This window comes from Capilliphycus salinus ALCB114379 (assembly GCF_047276495.1).
Classification (GTDB): Bacteria; Cyanobacteriota; Cyanobacteriia; order Cyanobacteriales; family Microcoleaceae; genus Capilliphycus; species Capilliphycus salinus.
The window spans coordinates 2,136,251-2,149,044 of the sequence record NZ_CP178543.1 but is presented as its reverse complement, the minus strand read 5'-3'; the positions used below and the strand labels follow the sequence as shown (position 1 = coordinate 2,149,044).

Annotated in this window: 9 protein-coding genes; 5 read left to right on the top strand and 4 right to left on the bottom strand. The window is 41.9% G+C overall.

Translation table 11 applies throughout. The annotated features are described in order from the left end of the window. Positions 1–27: 27 nt before the first annotated feature. A complete protein-coding gene (locus ACL6C3_RS08825) occupies positions 28–1,761 on the bottom strand; it encodes a ShlB/FhaC/HecB family hemolysin secretion/activation protein (RefSeq protein ID WP_413166792.1) in 1,734 nt (577 codons plus the stop codon). Positions 1,762–2,093: 332 nt separating this feature from the next. On the opposite strand from ACL6C3_RS08825, the gene ACL6C3_RS08820 reads away from it, so the two are divergent. The 3 genes from ACL6C3_RS08820 to ACL6C3_RS08810 all read left to right on the top strand — a co-directional run bounded on the left by ACL6C3_RS08820 (position 2,094) and on the right by ACL6C3_RS08810 (position 9,003). Next, complete coding sequence (locus ACL6C3_RS08820) at positions 2,094–2,393, top strand: DUF4278 domain-containing protein (protein WP_413166791.1); 300 nt, start codon at positions 2,094–2,096, stop codon at positions 2,391–2,393. A gap of 94 nt (positions 2,394–2,487) precedes the next feature. Further along, positions 2,488–2,748, top strand: a complete 261-nt coding sequence (locus tag ACL6C3_RS08815; RefSeq protein ID WP_413166790.1) for a hypothetical protein — start codon at positions 2,488–2,490, stop codon at positions 2,746–2,748. A gap of 735 nt (positions 2,749–3,483) precedes the next feature. After that, on the top strand, positions 3,484–9,003 hold the full coding sequence (locus ACL6C3_RS08810; protein ID WP_413166789.1) for an AAA family ATPase: 5,520 nt from the start codon (positions 3,484–3,486) through the stop codon (positions 9,001–9,003). A 275-nt stretch (positions 9,004–9,278) separates the two neighbouring features. Here ACL6C3_RS08810 and ACL6C3_RS08805 read toward each other — a convergent pair whose 3' ends face one another. Continuing rightward, positions 9,279–9,515 (bottom strand): NfeD family protein, encoded by a 237-nt coding sequence (locus tag ACL6C3_RS08805; RefSeq protein ID WP_413166788.1) that lies wholly within the window; start codon positions 9,513–9,515, stop codon positions 9,279–9,281. 529 nt (positions 9,516–10,044) lie between these two features. On the opposite strand from ACL6C3_RS08805, the gene ACL6C3_RS08800 reads away from it, so the two are divergent. Continuing rightward, positions 10,045–10,653, top strand: coding sequence for a pseudouridine synthase (locus tag ACL6C3_RS08800; protein WP_413166787.1), 609 nt, complete (start codon positions 10,045–10,047; stop codon positions 10,651–10,653). Positions 10,654–10,664: 11 nt separating this feature from the next. Here ACL6C3_RS08800 and ACL6C3_RS08795 read toward each other — a convergent pair whose 3' ends face one another. Beyond that, positions 10,665–11,225, bottom strand: a complete 561-nt coding sequence (locus ACL6C3_RS08795; RefSeq protein WP_413166786.1) for a Uma2 family endonuclease — start codon at positions 11,223–11,225, stop codon at positions 10,665–10,667. A 165-nt stretch (positions 11,226–11,390) separates the two neighbouring features. Here ACL6C3_RS08795 and glyQ point away from each other — a divergent pair, with 165 nt between their 5' ends. Beyond that, positions 11,391–12,263, top strand: coding sequence for a glycine--tRNA ligase subunit alpha (gene glyQ, locus ACL6C3_RS08790; RefSeq protein WP_413166785.1), 873 nt, complete (start codon positions 11,391–11,393; stop codon positions 12,261–12,263). A 148-nt stretch (positions 12,264–12,411) separates the two neighbouring features. On the opposite strand, the gene ACL6C3_RS08785 is transcribed toward glyQ, so the two are convergent. Next, positions 12,412–12,735, bottom strand: a complete 324-nt coding sequence (locus ACL6C3_RS08785; RefSeq protein ID WP_413166784.1) for a hypothetical protein — start codon at positions 12,733–12,735, stop codon at positions 12,412–12,414. Positions 12,736–12,794 lie beyond the last annotated feature (59 nt).

Below are 12,794 nucleotides of genomic sequence, written 5' to 3'. Positions count from 1 at the left end.
GGTTACAACAGGATTTTAAACGAAGCTTTAAAACGGCTGGTAACGTATCAAAAAATAAAGTCCCTTATCTTGTAGGGACTCATCTTGGTTATCAACTTCTACCAACGAGATACCATAATCTAGGCGCAACAATAAATCGGGATAAATTTGCCACCGCAAACCCATTCCCAAACCGCTAATTGTAGATGGATCGGGGTCAAGATCTCGATTGTTCCAGACTGTACCGATGTCAAAAAAAGGCACCAACTGAAACACCTCGGGGTCGGACGTTAGGGGAACCCGAAGTTCAACAGAACCCAAAATGCCGTTATCAGCAACCAGTTGGTTTTGTCGGTAGCCTCGAACCGTATCGACTCCACCGATATAAAAGTCTTCCAAAGACAGCAAAGAGTCCGGGGTAAGCTGAGTGTCAATTCGTGCGACTAACAGATTTCGGGCCAACACCTGCTGCACCCACTGAAACTGTCCCAACCAGGAAAAAAATCGCGCGTCAGTTCCCGTGTTGTTAACGGTGGCATCAAAGGCATCTATCCCCAGACTGAATTGGGAGCGGGCCGCCAACACCCGCCGGATGCCGCGCGCGACCCATTCTTGTGAAAACCGAATCACCGTTACTTTTGATTCCCCGTCTTCTGGGCCTTCGGTGAAAGAAAAGCGAATGTCGTCGAGGATGTAGGTTTGGTTGCGGCGCAAGTCCAGGGATAAACCCAATGCAAATTCCCGGGTTGGGCTTCTTAATACGGGTTGGCGAAAAGCGAGGGAATAGGTTTGAGTTTCGCTTCTGATACCGATATCGCGGAAATCTTCTTCAATAATTTCGTTATCGCCATTGTTGTAGCGAAAACTAACGGTACCGTCGCGACTGTTGACGGGGATGGTATAGTTAATGTCGTAGAGGTCAAGCCCTTCGGTGCGCCCGTATTTGACGCCGAGGCGATCGCCAAATCCTAACAGGTTATTGTGGCTGATTTCTGCGCCGCCTTGGGTCGAACCGATGCTTGGAGATTGGTCATTTTCTACAGCAAGTGCAGAGTGAAAGGCGCGTGCTTCTTTTAGTCTGACTCGTAAAATGTTCTTCCCCGGGCTGCTACCTGCGGCTAACTCGGCGTTGAGTTGTTCGATGAGGGGATCGAGTTGCAGCAGTTGTAATCCTTGTTCTAATTGTTGTCGGTTTAGGGGTGCGGATGTCACCCGTTGGAGGCGTGATCTCACGTATCCTTCTCGCAGTCGATTTAAGCCGGTGATTTCAATTTGTTCAATTTCGCCCTCTACCACCTGAATTTTGACTATACCGCCGCTGAGGTCTTGGTTATTGGGCAAAAAAGCCCCGGAGGTGATGTAACCGTTTTCAATGTAGGTTTGGGTGATGGCGGAGCGAAGTTCGAGTAACTCTTCAAAGGTGACTTCTCGGTTCTCGTAAGGTTGGGTGAGTTGGGCGATTTCATTCTGTAAGACGGTATTTCCTAGCACTTCTATTTTCTGGATGAAGATACGCGCACCCGATGGGGGAATGGGTGAGGGTGACTCTGGGGTTGGGGGAGTTTGTAATTTTGGGTCGGGTGGTGGCGAAGGGGTTTCATCGGGCAGAAAACGGGGGGGTTTAGGGGGTTTGGGAATTGTTTGCTCAACGGCGTCGGGTGCGGTTGGGGGGATGGTAACACCGGGCGGGGGTGCGGACTGGGCTACTTCATCCAGGGAAAAACAGGCTGGGGCTGCGAGGCAAGAGCCTGAAATTGCAACCCACGTTAGGATTAAATACATAGAAAAAATGGGGATTCGGACAAATACTTAACCCGTTGGGGTGAACCTAGCATAACCGAGTTTTTTCAAGTAGGGGGTGCAACCCGGTTTGATATTTTCTTGCACTTTAAACCGTTAGATTATTGAGTTATATTCCTCGTCTTTCGGCATGGGATTCGGATCGGGTTTTTGAATAACTTCGGGTAGTTGAAGTTGCACAGTTGTGCGATTTTTTCTTGCAATCTCTGCTATCAATTCCGCATCAAAGGTGAATGAATTCTCAAGCCTATCGTTCTATTGTTGTAATTAATCAAGCAGATTGATTCCAAAGTTATTTTCAGGAGGGTAAGCCAATGAGCTTGAAATATCGGGGTAACTCTTACGAACAAAAGTCCCCATCTGTTGAAACCGCAGACAGTAAAATTACTGCCAAATATCGGGGCGCGAGTTACCCGATTAAATATCCGGTCAACTTGGCTCCATCTCGCTCAAACGCCAAATTAAAGTTTCGCGGAGTTGTTTATAGTCCGGGTTCAACTTCTGAATTTCCATCCCCAAAAATCATGGGTGACGGCACGAACAATAACCGAGCGGTTGCCGGGAAAAACTTATCGGAACTCACTCCTTCGTCAGTTTTTTTTGTTGAAAAATAACCGGCTATTATCCAAAAATTTAAGAGGATAAAACCGGCTGAATTCAACTCATTGCCCCGGGGATTTAATTTATTTTGAGATTCACTTTTAAAATTTGAGCGATGTTGAATTGGGTGCATTGTTGTGGGTAGTTAGCCTCAGCAGCGATAAATCGCAACAACTGGAAACTGGTAAAACAGGAGAAAAAGAAAAATACTGTTTTTCTCGGGGAATGGGTAGACCTTTGGGAATGGGTGCAGGGAAAATTGATTATGATTTGCATTTGAGCGATCTCAAAGAACGCTACAGTAAATTCTTTGAGAATGAGCGGCGGTCAAATCTCGAAAAAATCTTGATAAAACGGCTTTGGCACTGATAAGTTTAAGGGTTTAAATCCGATAATTTTTAGTAGAATTTACCCCGGTCATTAGGAAGAGATTTTGACCGTTTCCTTTCGGTGAGTTTATTTTTAACGTTGAAATACTTAGTTTCTATCTCCTCAAAAATCTGACGGTAGGTTTTGAGGTCTTTTTCAATTTCATTGACTTTTAGTATTTATCTGTCGTACCATTCCCAGAATTGATAAGTTAGAGATAATTTCCTTAACGCTTCCTTAATTTTCCAAACTCTATCGCCAGCTTGATATACTCCAGAGTGATCGAATGCTGCATTAGTCGCTTCATACCCCTCATATGACCCGTTTTCACCTACTTCAGTTGTGTTACTCATTTTTTATTCACTTCTCGACTTCAGTTGAGATTGAGTAAAGGGTGAGTCACGTGGTTGACAAGGGTTGTAGACTTTATTGCAGCATCTCATTCAACAGTGTTATCATAATAGATTAAACTCAAAGCCAAATCTAAATGTTAAAATTTATTTGTAAACGGACAAGGTTTTAAAAAATACACAATATGGAACAACCGGGAAAAATTCAGATCTTTTAAAATCGCCCTCTGAAAAACGGAATTAAAACATCGACTTAACCCGCAGTTTTTATATTACAAATTGAAAATAAAACCACCAGCTTAGTCGGATAATAAATCCATATAAATTAATTGTTATCGAAATTTTGAAGCCTTAAGAACAATTACCAACCTCTCGAAGTATCTCTATGAAACCCATTGTAGGCTATTGTCTTTCCGAACAAATTTATGCGAGTTCTCGTACTTTGATTTATCGGGGCAGGCGAGAAAAGGATCGGAAGTCTGTGATCGTCAAATTACCCCGTCATCCCTATCCGAGTTTTAGCGAAATCGCTCAATATCGTAACGCTTATACACTGCTCAAAAATTTGCATCATCTTCCGGGAGTGGTGAGGATATTAGCACTAGAAAACGTCGATCAGTATCTCGCTTTGGTCATGGAAGACTTCGGAGGAATTTCCCTGCACGAACAGATCCAAAAACAGAACAAAAATGGTTTAGGAGAAACGGCAGAAGGGATGAATCAATTTCTCAAAATCGCCCGACAAATGGCCGAAATTTTAGAACAACTTCATCAAAATCGGATTATTCATAAAGATATTAAACCCCATAATGTTATTATTCAGCCCGTCAGCGGAAAAATTCAACTGATCGACTTCACCAACGCCTCACAACTTCCGCGTATCAACCCAGAAATTAATCGAATTTCAGCCATAGAAGGTACACTGACCTACATTTCTCCCGAACAAACCGGACGCATGAACCGAGGAATTGATTATCGCAGCGATTTCTATTCGCTTGGGGTAATGTTTTACGAACTTCTGACTGGAAAGCTTCCCTTTGTTTGTGACGATCCGATGGAGTTAATTCACTCTCATATCGCCCGCGAACCTGTTTCTCCGAAAAATAGAATTCCTGAAATTCCCGAGATGGTTAGCAATATTGTTCTGAAATTAATGGCAAAAATGCCAGAAGATCGCTATCAAAGTGGGAGCGGAATTAAGCAAGATTTAGATATTTGTATACAGCAGTGGCAAGCCCATAATCAGATTCCTAATTTTCGGTTGGGAACTTACGATCTGTCCACCCAGTTTTTAATTCCTGAAAAACTCTATGGGCGGGAAAAAGAAGTTAAAATTTTGCTGAATATCTTTGAACAAACGGCTCAAGGCAGTCGAGAAATGATGTTAGTCGGGGGCAGTTCAGGAGTGGGAAAATCGGCCCTCATTAACGAAGTTCATAAACCTATAGTTCGCCAACGAGGATATTTTATTGGCGGAAAATTCGATCAATTTCAACGAGATATTCCCTTTTCGGCTTTTGTGCAAGCCTTTCAAACTTTAATTCAACAACTCTTAAGCGAAACCGAAATTTCAATTAAACGCTGGAAAGCTAGCATTCTTTCTGCTTTGGGAGAAAGCGGTCAAGTCATTATCGATGTAATTCCTGAGTTAGAACTATTAATTGGTTCCCAACCTCCCATCCCTACCCTCGAACCAACCGCAGCAGAAAATCGTTTTAAGTTGCTATTTAGCAAGTTTACTCAAGTCTTTACCACAGCCGATCACCCCTTAGTTATTTTTCTAGATGATTTACAATGGGCTGACTTAGCATCGCTGAAATTAATTCAACTGTTAATGAGCGATCCGGATACTTGTTATTTATTCGTAATTGGGGCTTACCGAAACAATGAAGTCAGTCCGGCTCATCCGCTGACTTTAACCATTGATGAACTGTGCAATGCCGGAGTTAATATCCATCATATGAGCTTGAAACCCCTAGAATTTGAACACCTCAAGAGTTGGGTTGCTCAGGCTCTCAAATGTTCCCTGACCCAAGCCACTTCTTTAACTAAAGTTGTCTATCAAAAGACGCAAGGTAATCCTTTTTTTAGCCGTCAATTTCTAAATGAACTACATCAAGAAGGGTTTATTTTCCCCAATTTAGATCTCGGATATTGGCAGTGGGATCGGGCTAAGGTCGAGAGTTTAAGCCTGAGTTCTGATGTGTTAGATTTGATGACAATTCAGTTACAACGATTGCCCTTAGAAACTCAAAATATTCTCAAACTCGCCGCTTGCATTGGAAACTTATTTGATCTGGAAACTCTGGCGATTATTTCCCAAAATTCTACCAATAAAACGGCGAATTATCTGTGGAGTGCGTTAAAAGCTGGATTAATTGTTCCGGTTGATGAAATGTACAAATTTTTTCCCGAAAATGAATCGGAAACCCTTCCAGAAAATTTCACGGTTCAACAACAAATTCCTCGATATAAGTTTCTCCATGACCGCGTGCAACAGGCGGCTTATCGTTTAATTGAACCCGAGAAAAAGCAAGAAACTCATTTAAAAATTGGACGGTTACTCTGGAGAGAAGCTGAGGACATTGAACGGGAAGAAAAAATCTTTGAAATCACCAATCATTTGAATCAAGGTGTACGGTTAATTCAAGAGAAAACAGAACGTTATAAACTGGCAAAACTCAATCTAATTACCGGACGCAAAGCCAAAATTTCTACCGCTTATGCGGCGGCGATTCATTTTCTCCGATTGGGTCTAGAATTGTTAGAAGAAGACAGTTGGCAATCTCATTATTCTCTGGCTTTTGAACTCCATAAAGAACGGGCAGAATTAGAATATTTGAATGGCAACTTTGAGCAAGCTGAACGCTTCATTTATTTAACCTTATCTCACGTTAAAACTGTAGTGGAAAAAGCGGAAATCTATAATTTATTAGTCATTCAGCATACCTTTAGAACTCAATATCAAGAAGCGATTCGGGTGGGAACAACCGCCTTAAAGCTTCTGGGATTTAATTTGTCTAAATCTCAGATAAAGACGGCTTTAGATGCAGAATTTATAGAGGTTCAGTATCGCTTAAAAAATCTCAAAATTTATGAACTCATCGACCAGCCCGAACTCCAACAGCCCGAATATAAAGTCGCGATTAAAATTTTGAGTAATCTCGAACCCCCCGCCTATTTTACCGACCCGGATTTATGGTCATTAATTGTCACCAAGATGGTTAATATTTCCCGGAAATATGGTCATATTTCAGAATCGTCTTTCGGTTATGCGACCTATGGACTCCTGCTGATTTTAAAATCCCAAAACTATCAACTGGGTTATCAATTTGTTCAGTTAGCAATTGCTTTGAGCGAACGCTTTCAAGATTGGGGTTACAAATGCCGAAATTGTACGGCTCTCGTCGCTGTGATTAATCATTGGGTTAAACCGATGAACACCATCTCTAGCGTCACTTCTGAGGGATGTCAGGCGGGTTTGGAAGCGGGAGAGTTGCAATATTCCGGTTATATTTTGGCTTACCAAGCGGTCACTTTATTTTACAGTGAAAACAATCTCGAAAGTTTAATTCAAAAACTGGCTGAGTATTTAGTATTTGCTCGGAAAATTAACAACCAACTCGCCACTAATATTGTTTTGGGGTTGATTTTAGGAGTAAAATTATTCTTAGGAGAAGCAAGAATTACAGAGCTTTTAGGACAAGAGGTTCTTAATGAAAATCAGTATCTCTCGCTGTGCAGGGACAATAAAACCTTTATGGGAGTCGGCTTTTATCGAATTCTCAAAACTCAAGCTTTATTCATGTTGGGAAAATTCGATCAAGCTCAAGATTCCCTCGAAGAAGCTCATAAATTTACTCAATATATTCCCGGTTTTATCTCCATTGCACAGCTTAATTTGTTTGAATCTTTGATTTTAACTCATCTGGATTCTCAAACCTCATCGCAACAGAAACCAAAGCATCAAAGTCGGATTCAAACGAATCTACAGCAAATGAAAATTTGGGCGGAAAACTGTCCGGAAAATTTTGAGGCTCCCTATTTATTAATTCTAGCAGAACAAGCACGAATTCAAGGGCAATATTGGGACGCTTTAGAATATTACGACCGAGCCATAGCCGCAGCTAAACAACATGGATGGGTTCAACAAGAAGCTTTAGCCAACGAACAGGCGGCTCTATTTTGCTTAAAACAAGGTCGAGAAAGATTTGCTCAAACTTACATGATTGAAGCCTACTATTGTTATGTTCGTTGGGGAGCAGCGGTTAAAATTAAACAATTAGAACGGGATTATTCACAGTTGCTTTCTCCGATAGTTAAGCGGGATAATAATAATATGGTCAACTCCTCCACTTCCAAGACCAATACCTCTGTTAATCACTCCTCCGCTTCTGGAACCGGAACTCATAGTTTGCTGGACTTAGCAACCGTTATTAAAGCGTTTCATGCTCTTTCAAGTAAAATCAAACTGAATAGTTTGTTATCAACTTTAGTACAATTAGCGATTGAAAATGCCGGGGCGCAAAAATGTGCTTTAATTTTGGATAAAGATAATCAATTGATTCTCGAAGCGATCGCCCACACCTCCTCAACGGATACAACCTCCGATACTCATCAATCTCTGGACTCATTTGAGCGTCCTTTAATTCCGGTGAATTTGTCTCAAGATTTACCTCAATCTTTAATTAACTATGTTTGGCGATCTCAAAAGTCTTTAGTCTTAGATGAAGCGACGGATAACCCCTTTTGGGTTAGCGATCCTTACATGAACAAACAGCAACCGAAATCAATTCTTTGTACTCCCGTTTCTAAGCAAGGTCAATTGATTGGGATTCTGTATCTAGAAAATAATCTCGTTCGTGGTGCTTTCACTTCCGAACGTTTGCAACTGTTAGAATTAATCACCACTCAAGCGGCGATTTCTTTAGAAAATGCTCGACTTTATGACAATTTAGCGATCGCCAAATCTCAACTCGAAGCCACCAATCAAACCCTCGAACAAAAAGTACAGCAACGGACTCAAGAATTACATGAAAACAATCAGTGTTTAGCTAAAACTTTAGAAGAACTTCAACGGACTCAAACCCAACTCATTCAAACGGAAAAAATGTCGAGTCTCGGTCAATTAGTGGCGGGAGTTGCTCACGAAATTAATAACCCGGTTAACTTTATTTTTGGGAACATCACTCACGCTCAAGAATACGCCGAAGATTTGTTAGAAGTCATTAAAACCTATCAGCAATATTATCCCGCACCCGCAGAAGCGGTACAAGATTTGATCGAAGAAGTCGAACTAGACTTTTTACTCGAAGACTTCCCGAAATTGTTAAATTCGATGGAGATGGGCGCTAATCGAATTCGAGAAATTGTTGAGTCCTTGCGGAATTTTTCCCGTCTGGATGAAGCGGAAGTCAAATCAGTTAATATTCACGAAGGAATAGATTCCACTTTAATGATTTTACACAATCGTTTGAAAGCAAAACCCGATGAACCGGCGATAGAAGTGATCAAAAATTACGGGGATTTACCGACCATCGAATGTTATCCCGGACAACTCAATCAGGTGTTTATGAATATTCTCTCCAATGCGATAGACGCTTTGCAACAAAAGAGAAAAGAAACCGGTTGTGATCAAAGTCAAATTACCATCACCACCGAAGTCACAACCGATCAAAAGATTAAGATTAAAATCGCCGATAATGGTTTGGGAATGAGTGAAAAAGTACAAAAACAAATCTTTGATCCCTTTTTCACCACTAAACCCGTCGGGAAAGGAACCGGATTGGGTTTGGCGATTAGTTATCAAATTGTCGTTGACCGTCACCAAGGTCAATTAAGTTGTATTTCTACTCCCAATGAAGGAACAGAGTTGATCGTTGAAATTCCGCTCCGACAGCTATAAACTCGACGGTAAAATTCTCTCTATCTTCTCATTCTACAACAGAAGTAAGCGGTACTTTAGCATAATTTTCAGAAAAGCTTAAATTTGTTCTTCAAAACAGAGCAACGACTAAGAAAATAGACCTATTAATCGGTCTGCACCGGGCGAGCCAACCCAAACAGACCATTATCCCAGACAAAAAAAATCGCATCCTCTCAACAAGAAGATGCGCCTGATGGAACTCGGTAAGAACGTTCAATTAAGAGCTTAATTTGATGCTGCGCTCACCTGTATATTTACTCAAAAGGTGCGGGTACAACAAACAAAGTAATATTTTCTTTCTTGACAATCTCAACAACAGTTCCCGGTCTGACGGTCACATTGGTCACACAGCGAGCATTCCACCAAGTTCCTCGAAATTTCACTCGACCTTGACGATAAGGTTTAATTTCTTCAGAAACAATTCCTTCTCCCAGGATCGTAACGGGTTGAGATTCACAAGGCGTGGTGTGTATCTTATTGCGAAAAAACATCGTTCTATCTCCCTTGCTTCAATCGAATATCAGCCAATAAAAGAAACTTAGGCACTGATTCAGCCTGTAGAGTTTCGTAAGATTTGTACGGTAGTTCTTGTGTTTTGCGAATAGCTTTGTACTTAACTATTACCTTACCCTGGTTATTTTATGGAAGAAATTCAAGCTGTATAGGTTCCTCAACTGGAACCTCCCAACCTGACCGAGGAGATCACTTTGATGTCCTGATGGTCATTTGGCTGAGGTTTGCTTGAGACATCCTTACGGACAGCCCCCCATCGGAATTGAAAGCCTAATCCTCCATAAAATCTCTACTAGCATTGGATCGACAACGATGAGATCAAATCCGGAATGAATAGAATCTAACTTTTCATTTAAGACAATTTCTGGTATCTCTATATACAATATGAACCTTAAAAGATCATTGAATTCAATTTCTCAAAATCGTTGATTATTGGGACAGATCGGATTTCGTCCACTCCCGTGCAATTTATTCCCCTTTTCCCCGTCCACTATTTTTTTGAAAAATATGTCTGAGCGATACATTTTGTTTTATAAACCCTATGACGTTTTATGTCAATTTACCGATAACGATCGGACAACTCCCCTCCGAAAAACGCTGAAAGATTTTATCCCGATTCCTGGGGTTTATCCCGTCGGACGGTTAGACCGAGATAGTGAGGGATTATTGCTTCTCACCAATCACGGAAAAATTCAACATCGCTTGAGTCATCGCCAATTTAATCACCCTCGAACTTACTGGGTTCAGGTGGAACGCATACCGGATGAAACCGCCTTAAATGCTCTGCGATCGGGTGTGAATATCAAAGACTATCAAACTCGCAGCGCTCAAGTGGAATTACTCCCCACAGAACCCGCTTTACCCCCTCGCGATCCCCCGATTCGTTTTCGGAAAACCGTCCCCACCGCTTGGTTAGAAATCACCCTTACCGAAGGTCGAAATCGTCAAGTGCGTCGCATGACCGCAGCGGTCGGATTTCCTACTTTGAGATTAGTTCGAGTGGCGATCGCCGATTTCCGTTTACAGGGATTACAACCCGGTCTATGGCGCGATTTAACTGCAATTGAAGTGCAGAATTTGTATAAGTTAACCGGCGTTTCTCCTCCGAAAAAATAACCCTTTACAGCTTAAGGAATACCCGCTTGTTGAAAAAGTTGTTCGGGGGTCAGTTCTAACCCCTGAAAAATTGAGTCAACAATGGGTGCAGTTCCTCGCTTGATTTCCGGGGGTGCATCGGGATAAAAAATCGTAATACTTTTATCTTGAGGATCGATCACCCAAACCCTTAAAACCCCCGCTTTAATATAATCAACCGCTTTCTCGCTCATCTTTCCAAAACTTTGTTCGGGCGAAATAATTTCAATCGCTAATTCCGGTGGCACCGGACAAGCAACATTATCTATCCAATCCGCATTTAAGCGATCGTAGGAAATATACAGTAAATCCGGCACCGGAACCCAGTCTTTTTCCTGACGTTTCAACTTCACCGACCACTCAATCGCGATTCGACCTCGATTTTGACTCCAGCGCTGAAGTAAAATAAACAAAAGACCGGTTAGTGAGGAATGAAAATATTTCGGTGACATTTTAGCTTGAGCTTCTCCCTCAACGAACTCATAGGTGATATCATCTTGAGGTAGACCTAAAAATTCTTCCAGTGTTAGGCGGTTCTGTGTTTGAACAGTCATTTTTTGAAAATCCGAACCCACAAATTAGTCTAATTTTAGCCAAAAATAAAATGATCGCGATCGCCCCCGTTTGAATCGGCTAAATTTCCGATATTTTCAGACATGAAACGTCAACCAATCCCTTATCATATTGAAAAGAAAAACAATTAAACTAGAGTCAAGCCAGTGAACTTTCAATCCGTTATTGCCACTTTACATCAATTTTGGAGCGATCGCGGGTGTCTGATCGCCCAACCCTACGACACCGAAAAAGGCGCCGGAACCATGAGTCCCCATACCTTCCTGCGGGCGATCGGTCCCGAACCCTGGTCTGTCGCCTACATCGAACCCTGTCGCCGTCCCACCGATGGACGTTATGGCGAAAATCCTAACCGCTTTCAACATTATTATCAATATCAAGTCCTAATTAAACCATCGCCTGATAACATTCAAGAAGTCTATCTCGACTCGTTGCGATCGCTCGGAATTCAACCCGAAGATCACGACGTCCGGTTTGTCGAAGATAACTGGGAATCTCCCACTTTGGGCGCTTGGGGAGTCGGTTGGGAAGTGTGGTTAGATGGAATGGAAATTACTCAATTTACCTATTTCCAACAGTGTGGCGGAATCGATTGTCGCCCGGTTTCTATAGAAATTACCTACGGACTGGAAAGACTGGCAATGTATCTTCAAGATGTCGATGCCATGACTAAAATTGCTTGGACAGATACGATTAATTATGGGGATATTCATCTTCAAGGCGAAGTCGAACAGTGTACCTATAATTTTGAAGCGTCCAACCCCGAGTTACTGTTTACTTTGTTTGGTTTATACGAACAAGAAGCCGAACAATTAATCGACAAAGGATTAGTTTTACCGAGTTTAGATTATGTGTTGAAATGTTCTCACAGCTTTAACCTGTTGGATGCTCGGGGCGTGATTGCTGTAACCGAACGAACTCGTTATATTGGCAGAATTCGCAACTTAGCCCGACGAGTGGCTGGGCGGTATTTAGAACAGCGAGAAACCTTAGGATTTCCCCTGCAAAAGTCCGTTTAATTTGCCGCAATCCAAATACAATTTAGGGCGCGAAATTCGCGCCCCTTGTTTTTAGAAGTGCCAAAATATAAGTCAGATGAAACGGGGTCATCTCACCGGATCTCGAAGCGATCGCTTGTGAATTTGATGTCATTCTTAATATCAAGTTTTAAGTGCGATGACCAGACATTAAACGAATTAAAGATAATGTTGCCGCATCCGCAATTAATTCTTGCAGCATATTACCCATTTTGTCAGATGGATCATGCCATCCGGTTTCAGTTTTTTTTCCCATAGGCGGAAGAAATTTGAGAACATAAGCGATCGCTTGATTTTTATCAATAGACTGGGTAATCTGGCTCGGAAGTGTCCCCAGTTGGAGTTCAACTTCTCTAGCGACCCAGGATTCGAGGGTTTGGCACTCTGGTGTAATAGACTTGGCAAGCACTTCACTCATCAGACTGGTATGGAGTTGAGATGAACTGACATCCATCAATGTACATAGGTGCAGATGAACGGGCATCTGTCAAGAGTACATATAGCTGGAATTGT

Bases quoted from the DNA above. Each gene is read 5' to 3' on its own strand.
- ACL6C3_RS08825 (WP_413166792.1), bottom strand. From the start codon at position 1,761: ATGTATTTAATCCTAACGTGGGTTGCAATTTCAGGCTCTTGCCTCGCA.
- ACL6C3_RS08820 (WP_413166791.1), top strand. From the start codon at position 2,094: ATGAGCTTGAAATATCGGGGTAACTCTTACGAACAAAAGTCCCCATCT.
- ACL6C3_RS08810 (WP_413166789.1), top strand. From the start codon at position 3,484: ATGAAACCCATTGTAGGCTATTGTCTTTCCGAACAAATTTATGCGAGT.
- ACL6C3_RS08805 (WP_413166788.1), bottom strand. From the start codon at position 9,515: ATGTTTTTTCGCAATAAGATACACACCACGCCTTGTGAATCTCAACCC.
- ACL6C3_RS08800 (WP_413166787.1), top strand. From the start codon at position 10,045: ATGTCTGAGCGATACATTTTGTTTTATAAACCCTATGACGTTTTATGT.
- ACL6C3_RS08795 (WP_413166786.1), bottom strand. From the start codon at position 11,225: ATGACTGTTCAAACACAGAACCGCCTAACACTGGAAGAATTTTTAGGT.
- ACL6C3_RS08785 (WP_413166784.1), bottom strand. From the start codon at position 12,735: ATGGATGTCAGTTCATCTCAACTCCATACCAGTCTGATGAGTGAAGTG.